Source organism: Breznakiella homolactica, assembly GCF_016616095.2.
In the GTDB taxonomy this organism is placed as follows: Bacteria; Spirochaetota; Spirochaetia; order Treponematales; family Breznakiellaceae; genus Breznakiella; species Breznakiella homolactica.
The window spans coordinates 2,953,352-2,975,125 of the sequence record NZ_CP067089.2; the positions used below are offsets into that span (position 1 = coordinate 2,953,352).

Sequence of the window (21,774 nt, forward strand, 5' to 3'; positions counted from 1 at the left end):
TGAGACCTAAACTTCTCTCCTGGAAAAAATCCGCCCCCCTGCAATGATAAAACATCCGGTACATACGGTCATCACAATCAACCCGGCAGTGAGACTGACCAGCGCTGTGATTCCAAAATGTGCAGCCAGGCAAAAAATGAAGCAGGAAATCCGGGATTTAGCCAGGGATCCGATCACTCCCGCCATGGAGGCCATGACAATGGCGAAAAGAAAATCCAATGTATACGCCTGCAGGACAGCGGCAAAGGAAACGGATGCTATTCCGGAAAAACAGATACTGAGAATGCTTGCCAGAAAAAAACTGCCGAGGTACATAATCGCGGCATATAAAAGCACGGCGGCCAGTTTCGCGAATAAAACCATACGCCGGGAAACAGGGCAGGCAAGGGTTCGCCTGATTTCTCCGGAGACAAATTCCCCGGTGAGGAGATCCGCTGCCAGCAGGGAGACCGCCAAAGGAATAAAACAATACATAAGAATTTTCAGTACAGTAAACGGATAATATACCAGATTGATATTGAACCGGTTCCCCGGTATCAGGGCCAACCCGATACCGGCAATTATTACCGCTCCCAGCGCGGCCAAAAGGAAAGGGTATTTTTTCCGGTGGAAAATCTTTACCAGTTCACCGGAAACAAGGGCGGCGAAGGCTGTTACCCTGTACATGGTACTGCCTTCTTGCCGGCATCGGTCCGTGATACGCAATACGCTTCAAAACCGCCATACATATCGGCTGCATCACGGGCATCGGCCTTACCCGTCACGGTACCGTTCCGCATCACGAGAGCATTGGTACAGAGCAAATCAATTTCCCGGAACAGGGTGCTGGAAATCACAATGGTCCGTTCTTTCTTCTGCTGATTCCTGATAATTCCGTACAGGGCATTTTTTTCTTCAGCCGCGAGTCCGCGGAAGGGCTCATCGAGAATCAGCAGCTCCGGTTCCGGAAGTATTGCCATGGCAAGCCCCAGCCGCTGTTTCATTGCGGGAGTATACGTCCCTACCCGTACATTCTGATACGCCGCCAGGCCAACCTGCTCAAGAACGTATTCCGTGGCGGCCCGGGGACAGCCAGGATACAGTTTTCGGATTATTTCAAGATTTTGGATCGCGGTTAAATACGGATAGCCGCCGGGCTTCTCAATAAGACATCCCATCTTCCCCAAAACACGTTCCGGATTTTTACCGGGATCTTTTCCGAAGATACTGGTACGCCCGCTGTCCGCCCGGGTAAGCCCGGCCATGATTTTCATAACCGTCGTTTTTCCGCTGCCCCTGAACCCGAGAAGGCCACAGGTTTCTCCCTTTTTTATACTGAAGGAAACATTGTTAATACCGCCGCCGGTTTTATACTGTTTGGTCAGCCGTTCCAATACAACCACATTCATCTGCGTATCTTTCCTTTACGGTATTGGCGGTTATTTTCACTTTCCATCGCGGATGATGAAATGCCTTTCATATTCAGATCCTTGTGTTTACAACTTTCACCAGCACACCGTCGGCAAGAAACTGCTGTCCCTGGATCACTACGGATTCCCCGCCGGAAAGGCCGGTTTTAATTTCCGTCAGATCATCCACCGAAACGCCCGGCTCCACTTCGCGCAGGGCGGCATGATCAGTGTCTTGAAGAACATATACATAGGAGGATCCCCGCATTTCGACAACCGCTTCGGAGGGTACGGTGATAACCTGCTCGTAGGTCAAGGTGTTGAGTTTTACCCGGGCAAACATACCGGAATTGATCCTGCTGTCATTTGTATCAAACCGGAGCACCACTTTTTTTGTCCGTGTCTCGGGGTCCACCACCGGGGAAACCCGGATAACCGCTGCGGGAAATATTTCACCGGGGTAGGCCTGGAGCGTAACCTGGGCTTTGAGGCCTTCCGTAAGCTGGCCGACATCCCGTTCGGGGATCTGGACTTCAATTTCAAGATTGTTCATCACGGAAATAGCAGTGATCGTACTGGCGGTGGTTACTGTGGAGCCCACCGCTGGGGGCGCAGCCGTTACGATCCCGGTGATGGGAGCGTACACGGGGCTCAGGGAATAGGTCGTTCCCGGTTTGGATGGATCTACCTCCGCGATGAGCTGGCCTTTATAAACGGCGGAACCCAAGTCAACTTTAAGCGATACAATTTTTCCCGCCGCGTCGGGGACCACCGAGACCTGCTGTTCGGTCACGATATTGCCGTTAATTTCGATATAGGACTGCAGGGTTCTGCGTTCCGCTTCCTCAATGCGAACTGAAAATACCGATTCCCCGGAACCGCCGGGATGGGCCTGTCCGGTACCTGCCGTTTCTTTTCCAGCCAGCAAGGGAGGAACAAAAATCAGTCCCGCCGATACAATTAAAACCGCTGTAAAAATAATCACTTTCTTCGCCATTTTTTTCTCCTGTTGATCTAACCCCAAAGGCCGGCATCCGGCCCCGGGTATCCGGTATACCCGTTTACAGGGACCGCCTGTAAACAGGGATTTACATATCTAAAAGCGTCCCGAAGGGAACGTTTATTTCTTTTTCAAGATCGAGAATTGACGACAGCAGGGTGTATTGTTCTTCCTGTATTTTATTCCGGGCTTGGAGCAGGCTGTCGCCCGCGGAGCGGAGGCTTTGGAGGTCCACCGTGCCGTTTCTGTAGGATGTTTCATACATCTCATAGGTCCGTTCGGCGAGTTCCGCGTTGAGCCGCAGGGCCGCGATATTTTCCAGCGACTGTTCAATGGTTCTCTGGTACTGCCGGATCTGATTGCCGGAATTCATCAGCGCTTCGGCGATACGGCTTTCGTAATTGCTGATGCTGTCATTGAGGGAATCGATCTGCTCCCGGGAGGATGACCAGGGAAGGAAGCTGTCCAGGTTTAAAGAAATCCGTACCGAGAACTGGCCGTTGTCAGACCAATCGTTATTGGAATAGGTCGGAGCGGTGTTCCAGGAGAGGTTTAAACTGGGCATATACGCCTGATTCCAGGCGGCCTTCTTTTGGGCCTCAGTAACTTCCAGGGATTTCCGCAGGGATACAATTGCATACGATTCCCCGGTTACGGGTATCTCTTCAATCCGGATCGTACCTGCCGCATCGTCCAGAAAACCCTCAAGGGCAATCTCTTCGTCCTGCGGCAGCCCGAGGATCTGCTTAAAGGAATCCAGGGCGTTTTCGTACCGGGCTTCGGCGCTCCGGAGATTGGGTTTAAGGTTTTCGAGATCCACCCGGGCGGACAGTTCATCCAGGCTCGAGGCCTGCCCGACCCGCGCGAGGTTTGCGGTCTGATCGTACCGTGCCTGGGCGGTATCGATACTTTGTTCGGTGAGTCCGATATTGGCTTTCAGTAACAGGAGCTGGTAAAAGGCTTTCCGCACCTGGAGTTCGAGATCCTGTTTTGCCGCTTCATAGGTAATCACGCCGGCTTCATAATCGGCTTTCGCCTTGTTTATATTGGAAACGATCGACGGGGAAAGATTTAAGCTTGTTGAAAGGGATACGCCGGGGGTCCACTCATCCCGGCCCGGAACCAGATCGCCGGTCAGGCTTGTTCCGTGGCTTACGGAACCGGAAGCCGTCACCGTTGGGATAAGGCTGTTCCAGGACCGGTCGGCGGTCCGTTTCTTCCCATCCGTTTCCAGTTTCGTCCTGCCGAGGGAAAGGTTGTTTTCCAATGCAAGAGCCACCGCCCGTTCCACATCAAGGGATTCGGCTGCTGCCGCGAAGGCGGTACCGACCAGAAATACACAGACTAAAAATACAGTTTTATTTTTCATTATCATTTACCTCACCATCTGAATATTCAGCAGGGAATACCATTGCGGCCCCAGCCTGATACGGTAAATATAAACGGGCCTTGTTAAATCAAAACCAAGCATGGGTAAAATGTTTGTAAACTAATCATAAAATCGGATCTGCCTGCGGCGGGATTTACGAAACGGACGCAAACGGAAAAGGACAATCCGAAAAGCATGCATGGTTTAAAACCCCGCACCATTCCGGATTGTCCCTTTGTATCAACATTATTTTAAATATGAATTATCTTACAGCGGTCACGGTTCTCCGTTAAGGAAGAATATCTTTATCCCTTCCCCGGGGAATTGTTCTTTTACCCCCTGTATAATTTCCGCGGCCTTTGCCGCGTCCCCGTCATTGATATAACTGATGACCATAAAGTTTTCCTCCGGCCATACCGCGGTCCCCAGCCGGTATTCGCTTTTTCCTCTGCCGTTAACTACCGGGATCAAGGTGTAATAGAAGTCCGTGATCGTTTCTTCAAGACCCTTTAAAACCTCATCCTGAACCGACCGGTTGGCAAATATTTCAATCCGTTTCATATTAATCCTCCGCAGAAACAGGGACTGTTTCTGCAATTTCCGTTTCCGGTTTTTTCATTTTTCTGTTTTTTCCCCGATGTTCATTGACAAGTGAATACATCACCGGAATAAAGAACAGGGTAATAAAGGTTGCGGAAGTCAGTCCTCCGATAACCGTCAGGCCAATGGGCTGGATCATCATGGATGACTCTCCGCCGAAGAATGCCATAGGAACGAGTCCCAGGATGGTCGTAAGGGTTGTCATGAGAACCGGCCTGAGCCGTGATTCACCGGCGTCGAGACAGGCCTGCCGGACCGGCATACCCCTTCTGACCAGCAGGTTCGTATAATCCACCAGGATGATTCCGTTGTTCACCACAATACCCACCAGCATAACAAGCCCAACAAGGGTGAAAGAACTTATGGTCTGGCCGGTTATCAAATAGATTGCAATGACGCCGATGAGCATGAGCGGGATGGTGCACATGTTTATCAAGGGGTCTTTAAAGGATTCGTACTGGCCGGCCATGACGCCGAACACGAGAAGTACGGCCAGGGTGATGATAAGAATAAATGTACTCACCGTATCGGAAATTTCACCCCAGGAACCTTCATAGGTAATGATCACCCCGTTGGGAACCACGAAATTTTCGTTCAGTGCGTCCTTGATCTTATTTTCCACATCATCCGCCCGGTTGCCTTCCAGCATGTAACCGGTTATGTGGATGACTCTGGACTGGTTTTCCCGGTTGATGCTGACGGGACCGACGCCCTTTTCAAGGCTCGCGAAGTTGGAAAGAGGGATCATGGTTCCGTAGGAGGATGCCACGAAAATCCGTTCCAGGTCCGGGAGTTTTTTCCGGTCCTCATCCTGCAGCATGAGCACCACTGAATATTCGTTTCCGGAATGCCGGAATGTGGTGGCGGTTACCCGGTTCATGGAGGCCGCAATTTCATTGGCAATAGTGTTAACAGACAGTCCCATGTTGTACGCCCGGTTCCGGTCTATGACTACTTCTACCTGGGGAAGCCCTTCGGTAAGGTCAATGGTCACCTCCGTGAGTTCAGGCACATAAGCTTCGATAATATCCGTAATCTCCCGGGCGGCGGCCAGACCGGTATCAATATCATCTATCCGCAGAACCATATCGATGTCCGCTCCGGATATCATCCGGGACATCCCCTGCCCGAAGGTAAGGGTTGCGTTAGGAAAGTCATTGAAATGGGCCCGGAGTTTGTTTTTGACCTGCTCACTGGTATCCGCCTCTTTGTTGTCAAGATCGAGCTTGATACTTAATGAGCCTATATTGGTACCGCCGGTATCCATGGATCTGCCGGAACTGCCCACATCGGCGATAATGCTTTTGGCCCCGGCAATTTCATCAATGGCAAATTCCTGGAGCTGGAGCACCACTGCCCTGGTATCTTCATAGGTGGTTCCCAGAGGCATTTCAATGTTGAGGGTAACCGAATCTTCGTTCATGGGTGGAATCAAGGTAATGTTCATATTTACCAGAGCGAAGATGCTTCCTATGAAGGCTGCCAGAATAACCGTTATTGCCGCGAGCCGGTGTTTCAGGGCCGCGTCAAGCAGCCGCCGGTATCCCCGGTTGACGGCATTGAGCGCGCTGCCGATACCTTCGTCCAGACCTTTTAATACCCTGTTCTTAAGGGGTTTCTGTGACCGGGTATTGAGGGGAAGGTATTTGCTCGCCAGAACCGGTACCAGGAAAATGGCCACCATGAGACTCGACGCCAGGGCGATTCCAACGGTAAGGATCATGTCCTGGAAGAATTCCCCGATCATACCAAGCTGGCTCTTGAACAGCAGAATGGGAACAAACACACAGAGGGTTGTCAATGTGGAAGATATAATAGAGGACATGACTTCCTGACTGCCCAGGACCGCCGCGATAGTTGGTTTTGCCCCCCGTTCCCGGAACTTGAAAATATTCTCAAGGATTACAATGGAAGAGTCCACGATCATACCTACCCCGAGAATAAGGCCGGTGAGGGTCATCATATTGAGGGTGATCCCGGCTACGCTCATTACCAGAAGGGTAACCAAAATCGAAAACGGAATGGAGATGCCAACGATGATGGTGCTCTTTATGTTTCTGAGGAAGATGAAAAGGATCAGCATGGCAAGAATAACACCCAGTATTGCTGAGTTTACCAGTTCATTTATCATACTCCTGGTCTGAACGGTATCGTCTTGGGTTATTTCCAGAGTGATGTCGCCGGGGAGCAAAGCTTTGATTTCATCCAGCTTTTCGTACACCATGTCCGCGATGGCTACCGCGTTGGTACCGCTCTGTTTTGTAACGGAAACATAGACCCCGCTTTCTCCGTTGATATATACGGTGGAAGTTTCATCTTTATAACCCATGGAAACTGTCCCGATATCCTGGAGCCTGATATCGGCACCGTTCAATTTCGCCACCACGGTTTCCCCGATATCCTGGACAGAAGTGTATTCTCCGGTGGTTCTGATGCTGTAATTCGTGGAACCGTCAATAATGGAACCCGCCCCCAGTTCGATATTCTGGCTCGCCAGACTCTTGGAAATCCCGGTGATCGTTAAGCCGTAGGCTTCCAGCCGGTTCTGGGACAGTTCTACCTTGACGATTTCCGACTGGCCCCCCATAACCGCGGTAGAGGCCACCCCGTCAATCTGCTCGAGACGGTCCTGGATGGTATCTTCCGCTATTGCCCGCAGTTCATTCTGGCTCCGGTCGCCCCGGATAGCCACCCGGAGTATCGGCATGGAGGAAAGATCAAATTGAATAATTGACGGAGCGCCCGCGTCATCCGGCAGCCGTTCCTTAACCTGATCCAGCTTATCACGGATATCGTTTATTTTATTGTCCAGGTTCGTTCCGTAGTTGAACTCCAGCGTTATGGTACTCAGACCTTCTGATGACGTGGAGGTCATATTTTTGAGGCCGCTGATATTTACCAGGCTCCCTTCCAGGGGCTTGGTAACCGTTTTTTCCACCGTTTCCGGACCGGCCCCGGGATACGAGGTGGTAACCGAGAGCTGTGGAAAACTGATTTCCGGATACATATCCACCGCAACCCCGGATACAAGATAAATACCTACAATCGCGATAAGCGCGAAGATAACGGCCCACAGGACCGGACGGCCCACAACTTTTTTCGCGATACTCATGCCTGACTCCTTGTACCGATAACCTTCACCGCCGCGCCGTTGGTCAGGAACTGCTGTCCCTGGATCACCACGGATTCTCCGCCGGAGAGGCCTGATTTGATTTCGGTTGTATTATCTATGGACACACCCTTTTCCACTTCCCGCAGAGCCACACGGTCAATACCTTCCATGACATACACATAGCTGGAGCCCCTGACGTTTATAACAGCTTCGGCCGGGACAGTGACAACATCCTCATAGGTACGGGTATTGAGTTTTACCCGGGCTAACATTCCGGGATTGATCCTGCTGTCGTTCACATCAAAGGAAAGAATGATTTTCTTAGTCCGTGAGTTGGGATCCACCACAGGGGAAACCCGGATTACCGTGGCGCTGAAAACTTCCCCGGGAAACGCCTGGAGGGTTATCCGGGCCTTGAGTCCTTCCGTAAGCTGCCCCACTTCCCGTTCGGGAATGAGCGCTTCAATTTCAAAATTTTTCATTGCCGAAACAGTAGCAATCGTGCTGGCGGTAGTTACCGTAGAACCGACCGCCGCGGGCGGTGCGGTGACGATTCCCGAAATCGGAGCGTACACCGGGCTGAGGGCGTAACTCGTACCTGGTTTTGAAGGATCAATTTCCGCGATGATCTGGCCCTTCCGTACTTCGGATCCCAAATCTATTTTTACAGACACAACCTTACCGGCCGCATCGGGAAGCACCGCCACCTGCTGTTCCGGTACAATCTCCCCGTTAATCTCAAGATAGGCCTGGAGAGTCTGCTCCGCGGCCTGGTCAACCCGGACCGAATACATTGATACATTGGCATTTACCGTTGTATCAGAACCGGTATCACTTCCCGCCAGTATGGAGGGCACAAAAACAAGCCCCGCCGCCGCGGCAGCCGCTAATACAATAATTATTACTTTCTTTGACATAACATCCTCCGTCAGGTTACTCAGAACCTCGTGTAATCTGTTTCAGGCTGTACAGCCTCCAGAAGCCGAGCCGCGTCCGGCTCCCTTTCTGGTATTTCAAATAGTAGGAGGGATGCGTAAAATCGAAACCAAGGGGTGGTAAAATAACGGTAAAATTGCTGTTAAAAAAATGGCACGTTACGGCAGGCGGTATCTTGTTTTACGATCAGGATTTTACCAATTGTTTACTTTTTTGGGATTCGTATTTTACCTTTCTATGCGAGAATTCATAGTAAGGAACTTCCAGAATCCCAGCCGGGGTTTTCAGAGGTCCCATTATTTTCTTTTACCAAAACTATGGTACACTGAAAGAGAGGAACATTGATTGACCATAAAACGGCGTTTGTTTTTTTCGAATATTTTAATGATTCTCATCCCGATAATTCTAAGTGTATTGATTGCGGGAACCACGGTGCATATCCTCAACGGCATCTTCGGTTTTAATGATGCCAATAAAGCTGAAGACAGCCGTGTGTTTTATTCATCAATATCCTATATGCGGGACCACCTTAAAACCTGGGCGGAACATGGTAATACGGAACAAATAGCGGCGGATATGGACCGGTTCAGCAGGAGAATCAGAGGAACCAGTGTCGCCCTGTCCGTCTACCGGGGAAGTGAGCTGCTGTACGCTGTGGGAGATTTCAGGGAAGACCCGTTAATTGACACGGTTCTGTCCCAGCGGGAGAGCCATTATTTTGCGCAGGATACCACTGAGCTGTACGCGGACTTTTCCGGGGAGTATTCCGCTGTCCTGATGCATACCGATTCCCTTTACCGGGATGCCGGCAATTACCTGGAAAGCCAGCAGTATATCCGCAATGTTTTCTTTTTTATGTTTCTGCTGTCCGTGGTTATCATACTGATAACTAACCTGCTTCTGACCAGAATGGTATTCAAAAGCATTATGGTTCCCCTGGAAACCCTTACCTACGGGGTACACCAAATCCGGGACGGCAACCTGGACTACCGTATCAAATACGGGGGCAGTGATGAATTTTCACCGGCCTGCTCTGACTTTAATGAGATGGCGGGGCAGCTCCTGGACATGGTCAACGCACGGCAGAAGGACGACGAAAACCGGCGGGAGCTGATAGCCGGTATTTCCCATGATCTTCGGACTCCCCTGACATCCATTAAAGCCTATGTGGAAGGGCTGTTAACCGGGGTCGCTTCAAATTCTGATACCCGGGACCGGTACCTGCATACGATCCAGCAGAAAACCGGGGAGATGGAACATTTGGTTTCCCAGCTTTTCCTTTTTTCCAAACTTGATATCGGGGCGTTCCCTTTCCGGATGGAAAAAATAAACATAGGCAATGAGCTTGCGGAATATGTCAGCGCTGTTTCGGGTGAATACCGCCGGAAAGGACTTGAGATTACGATTACGCAGAATATTCAGGATACGGAAATCAACGCGGACCGTATCCAGCTTAGGAATGTGTTTACCAATATTATGGAAAACAGCCTGAAATACGGCAGCCAGGAAAAAGGCGCTGTCACTGTCTCCTGCCGGATGGAAGGTCCGGAGGTTATACTTACTTTCACCGACAACGGCCCGGGGGTTCCGGAAGATGCCCTGGATAAACTGTTTGCGATTTTTTACCGAGGCGATAAATCCAGGACCAATCCCGGTCAGGGAAGCGGCCTGGGCCTGGCGATCAGCGCCAAAATCATAGAACGCCTGGGCGGTTTGGCCCGGGCGGAAAACGGCCCGGAAGGCGGACTTTCAGTGATAGTGACCTTTCCGGCCGCAGCGGGAGACACTACCGATGAAAAATATTCTGATCATTGAAGATGATCCCTCCATTGCCGCGGTGGAACGGGATTTCCTGGAGATTAACGGGTTCTCCGCGGCGATTGCGGCGGACGGTGAGACAGGGCTCAAAGAGGCCCTGTCCGGTGAGTACGATCTGATATTATTAGATCTGCAGCTGCCGGGAATGGATGGGTACGAAATCTGCAGAAGGGTCAGAAAAAGCCTCGATATTCCCATCCTTATGGTCTCAGCCAGAATCGAGGAAATCGACAAAGTCAGAGGCCTTGGCCTGGGGGCGGATGATTATATCTCAAAGCCCTTCTCACCCACCGAACTGGTAGCCCGGGTAAAGGCAAACCTGGCTCAGTACGAACGGCCCAGAATGAGGGCTGCCCGGACAGCCCTGTCTGAGGAGATCAAAATTGACAATCTCCGCATAAACGTACAGGCCCGGCGGGTGTATGTGGATGGCAAGGAAATCGAATATACCAACAAAGAATACGAACTGCTGCTTTTTCTGATGTCCAACCCCGAGGTGGTGTTCAGCAAGGAAACCCTGTACGACCGTATCTGGGGTGAGGATGTGCACGGTGATCTGAAAACCGTTGCGGTCCATATAAACCGGCTCCGGGAAAAAGTTGAAAAGGACCCCGCCAATCCGGCGCATATTGAGACGGTCTGGGGAGCCGGATACCGGTTCAAGATTTGATTTTTGATAAGCTTGCACCCCCGCCCAAAGGCAGGGGTGCAGCATTACACTATTCCATGGAACTCCGGCCGGCGATACGGCCGAAGGTCACCACATCGGTGATGGCGTTTCCGCCGAGGCGGTTGCTGCCGTGGATACCCCCGGTGGTTTCACCGGCGGCGTACAATCCGGGAATGATTTTTCCCTTGGTATCAATAACCTGGGCTTTCCCGTTGATCTCGATACCGCCCATGGTATGGTGCACCATAGGACTGGTTATGCCCGCGTAGAACGGCGGCGTCCCGAACTCCTTGTCGAACACGCTTCTGCCCAGGGGGTCATTGCCGTTCCTGACGGACTGGTTGAACTGCCGGATTGAGGCCTGAAGGTTCGCCAGGGGAACGTTCATCTGCCGGGCCAGATCCTCCAGAGCGGCGGCCTTGTAAATATACCCGTTGCCCACCCGTTCATCTACATTCGTTCCCGTGGAAGTCATACCGTTAACGACGGTATTCGCGTCGGAGAGGATATAGAATTTGGCGCCGGGCTGCTCCAGAGCGGCTTTGGACAGGACGTCCCGCCGGCCGTCCTCGGCGACGAAGCGGTCGCCGTTGAGGTTGACGTACATCTGGTTTTCGATATACGGGGTAAACACCCCGGGGCCGTAGGTCGGGATAAGCTGGATCCATTCCATGCCCACGAGATTGGCGCCGGCCTTTTCCGCCATTACGATACCGTCGCCGGTAGCCTGGGGACCGTTGGTGGTCTGCACCGATTCATCCAAGGTGGGCCAATGCTTGTTGTATTTCTGCCGCATCTCAATATTGGCGCCGAAACCTCCGGCGGCGATTATCACACCCTTCCTGGCGGTTATCTCAAAGGCCTGCCCGGAATTGGTGGTGCCTTTTACCCCGGTGCAGCGCCCGCCGGACATAACCAGGGATTCGGCGCGGCTGTCCAGCATTACTTCACCGCCTTTGGACGCGACGTAATTGGCCTGGGGAAGCACAAAGGAAGCGCCCCGGGTACCGAGATCAGTGGTCGGGGTGTGGCTCCGTTTCCAGGTAGCGCCCACCGCCGCCTGGATCTGGGGGATCCACTTGGCTCCGAGATCCGTCAGGAAATTCACCGAATCCAGGGCCTTATCCCCGTAAATATTGATAAGCTCCGCGTTGCCCACATAGTCGCCGTCCATATAGGTCTGCAGTTTGTGCAGGGACGGTGAATCAAACAGGTAGTTTGCCCCGGATGCCTTATACGCCTGTATTTCCCGGGCCAGGGTATCCTGCCATGACTTCATCATATCGTTCTGGGGTTTTTCCGCGAGAATCGCCTCGATTCTCGCCATCTCTTCCCTGGACATAGTAATGCTTTTCTGCCGTTCCGGATCAGCGGCGTTCATAGCGCTCCCCGCGAGCAGGGTGTTTCCGCCCACCGCCGGGCGTTTGTCGATGAGGATCACCGATCCCCCGGCGTTGATAATTTCCACCGCCGCGGACATACCAGCACCGCCGGCACCGATGATAACCACATCGGCGGTCTTTTTTATCGTTCCGCCCGCGGAAACCTGGGTTCCGGGAGCCCGGGTAACCGCGGCTTCGGATGCCCCCGCGGCCAGCAGCGCCGCCTTAACGGCGCCCAGGATTCCGTTGCTGGAATTGGTACATCCGCTCACCGCGTCCACACCGGCAGTCTGGTATTGGATGATTTCTTTGGGAAGTTTCTCAAAGGCCGGATCGGAAATAACCGGCGTCTCGCTGTGGTCCTTAAACTCAATGGAAACGATGCTGTCCGCGTTTACCGTGACAACCGCGGTAATGGGGCCGCCGAACCCTTGGGCAGTGCCTTCGTATGTGCCCGGGTTAAAGGAAAGCCCCGTCCCCTTCCCGGTGGTTTTACACCCAAATCCGGCTACGGCCGCTGCAAGCGCAAGAATAATCAAACCGGATACGAATTGTTTCTTCATAAAAAGCCTCCAATAGCAGACAATTTTAACGATAGACCCCACAGGGCGTTTTTTCTAATGATATAACTATACTAAATTCTGTGCTTTAAGAAATACATACAGAACACCGCATCATAAAAAAATACCAAACAGCAGAACCAACACCTATCGCCGCCGCGCCATCCCCCACACCCAGCCCCCCGCCACGGCAGGACACCCGCAGTATACCGGAAGCGGCACAGAAGCATGGTGCGAATACGGTAACGCGGGGTGTCATGCACAATGGGGTATGAGCGACTTTCGAGGCCGCAGGCCGACACGGAGCCATACCCCATTGTGCATGACAGGACCCCCGGATCCGCATTTACACCATGCTTCTGTGCTGAATTACAAATATACTGCGGGTGCCCTGCTACATCGTGAATTCACTGCCCAGGTATACTTTCCGGACCATTTCATTCCTGAGGATTTCATCCTTATCCCCCTGAGCGACAATCCGGCCTTCGGCAATGATAAAGGCATTGGTGGTGATTTCCAGGGTATCCCGGACGTTGTGGTCGGTGATAAGAATACCGATATCCTGCTCCGCCAGGCGGCGGATTATCTGTTTTATCTCAAATACCGCGATGGGATCGATTCCCGCGAAGGGTTCATCCAGAAGCAGGAATTTGGGGTCCGAAGCAAGCGCCCGGGCTATCTCGGTCCGGCGGCGTTCGCCCCCCGAAAGGGTATAGCCGTACTGGGTCCGTATCCTGGCGATACCGAATTCCTCCAGTAGCTCTTCAACCCGGCGGGTTTTTTCCGCCTTGCTCAGATTCTTCCGGCTTTCCATAATAGCCCAGATATTCTGTTCCACGGTCAGTTTTCTGAAAATAGACGCTTCCTGGGGCAGGTAGGCGATCCCCGCCCGGGCGCGCCGGTACATGGGCTTTCTGGTAATATCCTCTGAATTGAGGCTCACCGTTCCCATGGTGGGCCGGTAAAATCCCACCACCATGTAAAATATGGTCGTTTTCCCCGCGCCGTTGGGCCCCAAAAGGCCCGTTATTTCGCCGTTATACATGGAAAAACTGACCCCTTTTACCACTTCCTTGCGGCCGAATTTTTTGTGGAGATCAGTTACCTGCAGAACGTGACGGTCAATCGAATCCACCGCTACTCCCTTATCGACCCCGACACGGAACCTTCCATGATAACATCATCGGTATCCAGGTCCACCCGGATTCGTTCGGCCCGGAATTCATCGCTGTTTTTATAGACCACGGGAAAGCCCGAAAGGTCCAGGGTTTTCTCCTTGCGGCGGTACAGGGCGTATTCCGAACGGCATACCATGGTATCCTTGAAAAGACGGACCGAAACCTGGATAACCGCGGTACCGGATTCATCGTCATATTCGATAAACCGGCCCTTGGCCACCACCTCGTTCTCCGTATCCTCCAGGGTTGAATCCCCCTCGAGGCGGGCAATCTTGAGGGTACGGTCGTACCGCAGCCGGTCCGTCCGGAATATGATACCCTGCTCATCGTCCCGGCCCCGGACATTGCCGATGCAGTCAATAAACTGATTGTCGTCACCCTGGAGTTCAATACGGTCGGCCTGAAGGATGAGGTTATCCGACTGGACCTCGGCGGAACCGGTAAGCACGGTGATTTCTTTTCCCGAAGCCCTCCCGCCGGTCATGCGGTCGGCTTTAAACGTAAAGGTATCGGCGGCTATCAGAACAGGAAAAAGCAGCGTATACAGCGCCAGAAGAGCTGCGGATCTCACTGGCTTTCCTCTTCTTCATCTTCGTGCACATAGGTACCCTGGATACCGGAGGTAAACTCCCAGGTCCGCCGCCGGGCGTCCGCGCTGAATCCGCGGCCGTTCATATAAGTCCCGTCGGCACGGTATACGGATACTTCGTCATCTTCTCCGCCGGAAAGGACCCTGTTGCTGTCCTCCCAGGTAAGGCGGTCCGTTTCAATGGTAATATCTTCGGAATCAACGATTATAAGAACCCGTTCCTGGAGACGGACATTCCCGGAGTCGAGCTCCACCGACGCGGCGCCCGCTTCTCCGGAGGCGTTTACATCGCCGCTGCCCGTATTGTACTGTTCAAAGGAAAAACTGCTGAGTTCCATGATCTGCTTTTTTTCGTACCGTTCCGCGGTTTCCGCTTCAAACCGTACCATGGGCTCGCCGTTCCGTACCCGCACGTATTCCACATCGTGCATGATGATATCGGGCTGGTCCGTGCCCTGGGATTCACCGGTGCCGTAATCAAAGGTGCAGGAAACAGCGGTGCAGAGCAGAACGAGTGCCAATTTCCATACGGACCGGCTGCGCCAGGTTCCTTTCATTCGATTTTCTATCCTTGGGACTGCTTCCGGTCCCGGACCGCCGCGATAAAATCCCGGAACAGAGGATTCGCCGCGGTTGGTTTTGATTTAAATTCAGGATGAAACTGGACGCCCACACCCCAGGGATGGTCCGGCCATTCTACGGCTTCCACAAGGCTGCCGTCGGGGGTCAGGGCGGAAATCCGAAGCCCGGACCCGGCCATTTCGGTCCGGTATTTATTGGAAAACTCATACCGGTGGCGGTGGCGTTCGAAAATCTGGGCTTTCCCGTAGGCCGCAAAAATCCGGGTCCCCGGCTCGGCCGCGGATTCGCTTTTGCCGAGACGCATGGTTCCACCGTAATTTTTTACATCCACCTGTTCCTCCAGAAGGCTCACCACAGGATGTTTGGTATCGGGATTGAATTCCGAAGAATCCCCGTCTTCCCATCCGAGCACACCCCGGGCCCAGTCGATCACCATGATCTGCATCCCCAGGCATATACCGAGGTACGGAACCTTGTTAACCCGCGCCCATTCCGCGGCTTTGACCATGCCGTTGATCCCCCGCTGGCCGAAACCGCCGGGGACCAGGACACCGTCAACCCCGCCGCCGGCGGCTTCGGGGCCGAGGATACTGTCCGCCGACGCGGCTTCCTCCAGTTTCGAGGAATCGATCTTGACCAGTTCCACCGCGACCTGGCCGGCCAGCCCCGCGTGGAAAAGCGCCTCATACACGGATTTATAGGCATCGTGGAGGTCCATATATTTGCCCACAATACCGATCCGGACGGTTCCCTTCCGGGCGGAAAACTGGTCCATCATGGCGCGCCACGGCCTGAGGTTAACATGCCTGGCCTCGACCCCCATTTTCTTCAGAACCACCAGATCCAGCTGCTGGTCGGAAAAAATCAGAGGTATTTCATAAATGGTAGTGTCTATATCGTAGGAAGTAAAGACCGCGTCGGGAGCCACATTGGTAAAAAGGGCAATTTTCCGCCGGGTGGACTCATCGAGCTGCACCGGCGCCCGGCAGATGAGCACATCCGGCTGGATTCCCTGCTCCTGCATAGCCTTTACGGAGTGCTGGGTGGGTTTGGTCTTGAGTTCCCCCCCGGCCACTTCGGGAACCAGGGTCAGATGGACCGAAATAGCGTTTTCCCGGCCCAGTTCATGAATAAGCTGCCGGGCGGCCTCCAGGAAGGGAATCGATTCAATGTCCCCTACGGTCCCGCCGATCTCGATGATTACCACATCCGTATCGGGATCTTCCTTCCCCACCGCCAGGATACGGCCTTTGATTTCATCGGTTATATGGGGAATAACCTGGACTGTCCGCCCCAAGTAGCGGCCTTCCCGTTCCTTTCGGATTACCGATTCGTACACCTGGCCGGTGGTTATGGAATTCGCCTGTGACAGGGGACCGGAGGTAAACCGGGCGTAATTCCCGAGATCGAGATCCGTTTCCGCGCCGTCATCGGTGACGTAGACTTCCCCGTGCTGATACGGACTCATGGTACCGGCATCAACATTGATATAGGGATCACATTTTACCATACGGACATTGAGACCCCTTCCTTCAAGCAGTGCGCCTAAAGAAGAGGCAGCTACACCCTTGCCTAAGCTTGAGCATACGCCGCCTGTGACAAAAATATACTTATTCATGTAAATAGATTATCTCCAGTCGTGAAGTCTTCGTCAACGCCATCACGGGGTATCCGCTGTATACCGGGTAAATATTTCACAGAAGCATGGTGTGAAAAACGGTTCGGGGGTCCTGACGCAGAATATGGGATTTGAGCGACTTTCGAGGCCTTTAGGCCGCTGAGGAGCCAAATCCCCATATCCTACGGCAGGACCCCTCGTTCCGTCTTCACCATGCAGCGGCGCCGGATCACATATAATGCGGATACACTGTAAGTTTTGATTGACAGTTATCCGCGGAATACTTAAAGTAGTAATATGGCGGATGATGTATTCTTTACCGATGCCGACTTTGATATGTACCGGAACCTCATTTACAACGAAAGCGGTATCCATTTTACCAGCACAAACCGTTCCATACTGGAAAGCAGGCTTAAGGAACGACTCAGGGGAAATGGGGTCGAAACCGTACGGGCATATTACGATATAATCAGCAAAGACAAGGAAGAACTCAAGAATTTCCTTGATTCAATTACCACAAACCTGACGCGGTTCTTCCGCAACCAGGCCCATTTCGACGCCCTGGAGAATTTTGTCATCCCTGAAGTAATGAACATCAAAAAAAGCAGCGGTAATTTCACGATAAAAATATGGAGCGCCGGCTGTTCCACCGGGGAAGAACCCTATACCATTGCCATGCTTATGCAGGAAATACTCCCTCCCCCATGGAAAGTCGAAATTGTCGCCAGTGATATAAGCCTTAAATCCCTGATGGTTGGAAAAGAAGGATTTTACGCGGACAGCCGTATCGTGGGAATCCCCGACAATTACCTCAAAAAGTATTTCGATAAAGTAGACGGGGGCTATAAAGTCCACGACGACATTAAGTCGCGGATACGGTTCGATTACCACAATCTTAAAAACGATTCCGGCCTCCGGGGAATGGATGTGGTTTTCTGCAGAAACGTGCTCATTTATTTCGATGAAGCGGCCCAGACCGCCGCGGTCAACCGTTTCTGGGAAGCCATGGCGCCAAAATCGTTCCTGTTTATCGGACATTCCGAATCCCTGTTTGGTATGGACACGAAATTTGAATTTGTCAAAACCCAGTGGGCTACCCTGTACAGGAAGTATATATAGAGGGAAAACCCGGATTCCCGGTACTGACTCGGGCGGAACGGGCATGGGCGGCCGCCATTGGCCGGCGGATTTCCCATGGTATAATGTAATTAAGCAAGGAGCTGTGTTGTGGCTGACGAGGTTTCGGTATTAGTTGTTGACGACTCCGCGCTGATGCGGAATCTCATTTCAAAAATGATTGAAGCAACTCCGGGCTTGGTAGTAGCGGATAAAGCCATGAACGGCGTCTTTGCCCTCCAGAAAATACCCCGGTGCAATCCCGATATTATTGTTCTGGACCTGGAAATGCCGGAGATGAACGGCATCGAGTTCTTGAAGGAACGGAAAAAACAGGGAATCACCATTCCGGTTATTATCCTTTCTTCCATCGCCAGCCGGGGGGCGGAAGTTACTATGGAAGCCCTTTCCCTGGGGGCCAGTGATTTTATCCAGAAACCATCGGGGTCAATTTCCGAAGACATAGGCACGGTAAAGGAAAATTTAACCGGCATGCTCCTGGCCTACGGGTCGCAGTACCGCCGGAGTCAGGGTAAAAAGGTACTTACCCCCGCGGAGTATCCCAAAAAAGAAGCTCCTCCTGCGCAGGATCTGCTGAGCCGGAAGCCGGCGGCGGCAGGCCCGGTAAAACGGATTGAGCCCCTGCGGAAACCCGGAAAGATAGAAATCATTGCCATCGGTATCTCCACCGGAGGGCCCGACGCGCTCCGGGAAGTTTTTGCCCATATTGACGCGGATATTCCCCAGCCTATTGTGGTGGTGCAGCACATGCCCGCGGGATTTACCCTGGAATTTGCCCGCAGCCTCGACCGGCTGTGCCCGCTGGAAGTCAAAGAAGCGGAAGACGGGGACGTGATAAAATCCGGCCGGATTCTCATAGCGCCGGGGAGCAAACACCTGGAGGTGGAGCGGAAATCCCTGGCAACGATCGCCCGGTTATCCGACGCGCCGCCGGTAAGCGGCCACAGGCCTTCGGCGGATGTATTGTTTGCCTCCGTGGCGCTGGCGTTCCAGAACCATGCCATGGGGGTTATCATGACCGGTATGGGCCGGGACGGAGCGACACAGCTCGGGTCTATTTTACGGGAAGGAGGAATCACCCTGGGTCAGGACGAAGCGAGCAGCATTGTCTACGGTATGCCCCGGGTGGCGTATGAGATGGGACATGTTATGGAACAGGTCCCCCTTAAGAAAATGGCAGAAAGAATTTCATCCATAGCAAAAGCTCAGCGTTAAAAAAAAGAAAAATTAAAAAAAACAGCCCGGCAAGGACGGGCGCAGGAGGAAAAAATGGAAAAGACGTTTCGCTGCGGAATATGCGGTAAAACAGCAAAACTGGGGATCGAAGATGAAGTCCCCGTATGCCACGGACAGGAGATGCAGGAAGTAATTGAACAGACAGGCGCTGCGTGTATGCACGCCGGCCCCGAAGCTGCCAGGCCAATGGAAGCGGAAGGTCCCTGCAACGACTATACCGGCGAACAAAAGTAATTTTATTCCAGTAATGAAAGTTTAGTAACCACCATGAGAGAACTCTACAACAGCATGCTAGAATACTATGATGAACTGTTTCCCGTGGAACAGGACCGTATAGATTTTATTGTATCTTATGCGGAACGGATACGAAAATCCGGTGCGGCTTCCGGGATGGTCAAACTGCTCGATCTCGGATGCGCCACCGGTACCACGGCAATTCAGCTTATGAAAACCGGGATGGATGTGACCGGCATCGACAGCAATGACGCTATGATACAAAGCGCCAACCGGCGCAACCCGGAGCCGAAAACAAACGCCCGGTTTTTTGCCATGGATATGGCGAATGTCAAAAAGTATTTTTCCCCGGGCAGCTTTGATATCATCCTCTGTCTGGGAAACACCCTGGCGCATCTGAACGGAAATGAGGATATACTCGATGTGATCCGCACCGCCGCCGGCCTGCTGAAAAAAAACGGGGTTTTTATATTCCAGCTGATCAATTACGACCGTATTCTGGACAAAAAAATCACCGAGCTGCCGGCAATCGAAACCCAAAGAAGCCGCTTTGTCCGGAAATACGCGTTTACCGGGGATGGGCACATAAACTTTCACGCCACGCTGATTTCATCCACCGGAAATATGGTGTTCAGCGAGGAAACGACCCTCTATCCTGTGACGCTTAAGGAACTCACCGGAGACCTGCGGGAAGCCGGCCTGATTGAGGAAGATCTGTACAGCGATTTTGACCGCGGCCCCCTGGGAAAGGATTCCCTGGCCATACTGGGCACGGCTTCAAAGTAATGGAACCTTTCCAGGATATCGTTATTCCGCAGTTTCCGTATCAGGGGTAAGTTTAGAGATACGCCACCGGCCGTCTACCCGTTCAAAGGCCGTTCCCGCCAGGCTCAGCTGCCGTCCGTCTTCGGCGCTGATGCGGAGCTTTCCGGCCACGACATTGACCTCTATTACCTTCCACATGGTGCCTTCGTGGTTGATTTTGCAGCCCTCCGAAGGCATAAGCCGGCGCTGTTCGCCGTAGAAATTGTGTTCATAAGCCAGACAGCACAGGAGACGGCCGCAGGGACCGGAAATCTTCATAGAATTAAGGGACAGGTTCTGGTCCTTCGCCATTTTAATCGAAACCGGTTTGAGTTTATCCGAAACCATATGGCAGCAGTATCCTCTGCCGCAGACTCCGAGGCCGCCCACAACCCGGGATTCATCCCGGACACCGATCTGGCGCAGTTCTATTCTTGTTTTGAAGATACCCACCAGATCCTTAACCAGCTCACGGAAATCGACCCGGCTTTCGGCGGTGAAGAAAAACAGTATCTTCGGTTCTTCAAGCAGATAATGGACCGAAACAAGCTTCATCTCCAGTTTATGGGCATCGATCTTTTCCCGGCAGGTACGGAAAGCTTCCTTTTCCTGATGGGCATTCTTCCGGGCTTTTTCGAGATCCTCTTCCGAAGCGATCCGCACGATACGGCTCATCTCTTTGAGATTATGGTTCCCCTTGTTCTGAATGGAGCCGATAACCGTAGCGAGGTCCAGACCGTACCGGGTGGGGACCAGCACCATATCGCCGTTATTTAAAGGGTCCCCGGGGAACGCGGCGGTAAATGTTTCGTGGGAATAGGACAGGCGGAGACTGTAAAGCGGAGTCTTCGGGTCCAGGGGTTCGGCGCTGCTCTCTCCGGCGACAACCACGTCGAGGGCCTGATCTTCCTCTTCGGGGGTATCCTCCAGGGCGCTGATATCATCATCAATATATTCGTCTTCGGCTGTGTCAGCCGGTATACTGTTATATGAATCTAGTTCATTTTCATTCATAGGAATGTCTCCTCATTGCAGCAAATCAACCAGGATGCCGGCAATTTCGTCAAGCCGCGCCAGGATTTCAAGCTGTGAATTCTGGCCTGCCATGATACTGGCTGCAAGCTGTTCAAGTTTGCGGTCCGCAACCTGGACCAGGGTAAACTTCTTGCGTTTCAGAAGATTGGTACCGCTGGTTTGTTCCTCCACAGTATACCCGTTTTCCACAATATAGTGAAGGAAATTTCTGACCGCCTGTTTGTATTTCTTAATTTCCTCCGGGAACGGCCGCTGCCGGAGTTCGTCCCCGGCGCTGTGCACACCGTCAAGAAGTTCCCGCAGGGTTTCTTCCGAAGGGCTGAGATCCCGGATTTCACCGGCGGAGGCAGTTTCGCCGGCGGCTTCGTCCAGAATCGCGGAGAACCGGGGCTTTTTTACTCCCCTGACATCGTCTTTTTCTTTTGATTTTTTCGCTTCGGGTTTTACCGTATTGTACAGAGCGGGGTTGAAAAAAGGGCTGCTGCTGTCGGGGAAATCAACCTTAGCCATACCCTATTGTGCCATA

20 protein-coding genes are annotated in these 21,774 nt (G+C 52.7%); 6 read left to right on the forward strand and 14 right to left on the reverse strand.

Going from position 1 to position 21,774, the window contains the following annotated elements:
• Window positions 1-6: 6 nt before the first annotated feature.
• From JFL75_RS13340 to JFL75_RS13370, 7 genes are all read right to left on the reverse strand, one after another.
• A complete protein-coding gene (locus JFL75_RS13340; RefSeq protein WP_215627167.1) occupies window positions 7-666 on the reverse strand; it encodes an ABC transporter permease in 660 nt (219 codons plus the stop codon).
• A complete protein-coding gene (locus tag JFL75_RS13345) occupies window positions 654-1,388 on the reverse strand; it encodes an ATP-binding cassette domain-containing protein (RefSeq protein ID WP_215627168.1) in 735 nt (244 codons plus the stop codon). The genes JFL75_RS13340 and JFL75_RS13345 overlap by 13 nt, the downstream gene beginning before the upstream one ends.
• 73 nt (window positions 1,389-1,461) lie before the next feature.
• On the reverse strand, window positions 1,462-2,385 hold the full coding sequence (locus JFL75_RS13350; protein WP_215627169.1) for an efflux RND transporter periplasmic adaptor subunit: 924 nt from the start codon (window positions 2,383-2,385) through the stop codon (window positions 1,462-1,464).
• 91 nt (window positions 2,386-2,476) lie between these two features.
• Window positions 2,477-3,757, reverse strand: a complete 1,281-nt coding sequence (locus JFL75_RS13355) for a TolC family protein (protein WP_215627170.1) — start codon at window positions 3,755-3,757, stop codon at window positions 2,477-2,479.
• A gap of 276 nt (window positions 3,758-4,033) precedes the next feature.
• On the reverse strand, window positions 4,034-4,318 hold the full coding sequence (locus JFL75_RS13360; protein WP_215627171.1) for a PG0541 family transporter-associated protein: 285 nt from the start codon (window positions 4,316-4,318) through the stop codon (window positions 4,034-4,036).
• A 1-nt stretch (window position 4,319) separates the two neighbouring features.
• Window positions 4,320-7,469: an efflux RND transporter permease subunit gene (locus tag JFL75_RS13365; RefSeq protein ID WP_215627172.1), complete on the reverse strand. Its 3,150-nt coding sequence runs from the start codon at window positions 7,467-7,469 to the stop codon at window positions 4,320-4,322.
• Window positions 7,466-8,386 (reverse strand): efflux RND transporter periplasmic adaptor subunit, encoded by a 921-nt coding sequence (locus JFL75_RS13370; protein WP_215627173.1) that lies wholly within the window; start codon window positions 8,384-8,386, stop codon window positions 7,466-7,468. The genes JFL75_RS13365 and JFL75_RS13370 overlap by 4 nt, the downstream gene beginning before the upstream one ends.
• 364 nt (window positions 8,387-8,750) lie before the next feature.
• On the opposite strand from JFL75_RS13370, the gene JFL75_RS13375 reads away from it, so the two are divergent.
• Both JFL75_RS13375 and JFL75_RS13380 read left to right on the forward strand, forming a co-directional pair.
• Window positions 8,751-10,220, forward strand: a complete 1,470-nt coding sequence (locus JFL75_RS13375) for a sensor histidine kinase (protein WP_215627174.1) — start codon at window positions 8,751-8,753, stop codon at window positions 10,218-10,220.
• Window positions 10,198-10,893, forward strand: a complete 696-nt coding sequence (locus JFL75_RS13380) for a response regulator transcription factor (RefSeq protein ID WP_215627175.1) — start codon at window positions 10,198-10,200, stop codon at window positions 10,891-10,893. Before JFL75_RS13375 ends, JFL75_RS13380 begins: the two co-directional genes overlap by 23 nt.
• A 49-nt stretch (window positions 10,894-10,942) precedes the next feature.
• Here the strand turns inward: JFL75_RS13380 and JFL75_RS13385 are convergent, their stop codons facing one another.
• The 5 genes from JFL75_RS13385 to pyrG form a co-directional block, all read right to left on the reverse strand.
• On the reverse strand, window positions 10,943-12,838 hold the full coding sequence (locus JFL75_RS13385) for an FAD-dependent oxidoreductase (protein ID WP_215627176.1): 1,896 nt from the start codon (window positions 12,836-12,838) through the stop codon (window positions 10,943-10,945).
• Window positions 12,839-13,229: 391 nt separating this feature from the next.
• A complete protein-coding gene (gene lptB, locus JFL75_RS13390; RefSeq protein WP_215627177.1) occupies window positions 13,230-13,970 on the reverse strand; it encodes an LPS export ABC transporter ATP-binding protein in 741 nt (246 codons plus the stop codon).
• Window positions 13,971-13,972: 2 nt separating this feature from the next.
• The gene (locus tag JFL75_RS13395; protein ID WP_223292654.1) at window positions 13,973-14,584 is read right to left on the reverse strand and encodes an LptA/OstA family protein; all 612 of its coding nucleotides are present in this window, start codon (window positions 14,582-14,584) and stop codon (window positions 13,973-13,975) included.
• Window positions 14,581-15,159 (reverse strand): LPS export ABC transporter periplasmic protein LptC, encoded by a 579-nt coding sequence (gene lptC / locus JFL75_RS13400; protein ID WP_215627178.1) that lies wholly within the window; start codon window positions 15,157-15,159, stop codon window positions 14,581-14,583. The genes JFL75_RS13395 and lptC overlap by 4 nt, the downstream gene beginning before the upstream one ends.
• An 8-nt stretch (window positions 15,160-15,167) precedes the next feature.
• The gene (gene pyrG / locus JFL75_RS13405; protein ID WP_215627179.1) at window positions 15,168-16,802 is read right to left on the reverse strand and encodes a CTP synthase; all 1,635 of its coding nucleotides are present in this window, start codon (window positions 16,800-16,802) and stop codon (window positions 15,168-15,170) included.
• 297 nt (window positions 16,803-17,099) lie between these two features.
• Here pyrG and JFL75_RS13410 point away from each other — a divergent pair, with 297 nt between their 5' ends.
• The 4 genes from JFL75_RS13410 to JFL75_RS13425 all read left to right on the forward strand — a co-directional run bounded on the left by JFL75_RS13410 (window position 17,100) and on the right by JFL75_RS13425 (window position 20,195).
• Entirely contained in the window at window positions 17,100-17,921 is an 822-nt protein-coding gene (locus tag JFL75_RS13410) for a CheR family methyltransferase (RefSeq protein ID WP_215627180.1), read from the forward strand.
• A 153-nt stretch (window positions 17,922-18,074) separates the two neighbouring features.
• Complete coding sequence (locus tag JFL75_RS13415) at window positions 18,075-19,154, forward strand: protein-glutamate methylesterase/protein-glutamine glutaminase (protein WP_251106231.1); 1,080 nt, start codon at window positions 18,075-18,077, stop codon at window positions 19,152-19,154.
• A 54-nt stretch (window positions 19,155-19,208) separates the two neighbouring features.
• On the forward strand, window positions 19,209-19,409 hold the full coding sequence (locus JFL75_RS13420) for a hypothetical protein (protein ID WP_215627182.1): 201 nt from the start codon (window positions 19,209-19,211) through the stop codon (window positions 19,407-19,409).
• A 33-nt stretch (window positions 19,410-19,442) separates the two neighbouring features.
• On the forward strand, window positions 19,443-20,195 hold the full coding sequence (locus tag JFL75_RS13425; protein WP_215627183.1) for a class I SAM-dependent methyltransferase: 753 nt from the start codon (window positions 19,443-19,445) through the stop codon (window positions 20,193-20,195).
• A 21-nt stretch (window positions 20,196-20,216) separates the two neighbouring features.
• Here JFL75_RS13425 and JFL75_RS13430 read toward each other — a convergent pair whose 3' ends face one another.
• Both JFL75_RS13430 and JFL75_RS13435 read right to left on the reverse strand, forming a co-directional pair.
• Entirely contained in the window at window positions 20,217-21,227 is a 1,011-nt protein-coding gene (locus tag JFL75_RS13430; protein WP_215627184.1) for a PSP1 domain-containing protein, read from the reverse strand.
• Window positions 21,228-21,239: 12 nt separating this feature from the next.
• The gene (locus tag JFL75_RS13435) at window positions 21,240-21,758 is read right to left on the reverse strand and encodes a YaaR family protein (RefSeq protein WP_215627185.1); all 519 of its coding nucleotides are present in this window, start codon (window positions 21,756-21,758) and stop codon (window positions 21,240-21,242) included.
• Window positions 21,759-21,774: the final 16 nt, after the last annotated feature.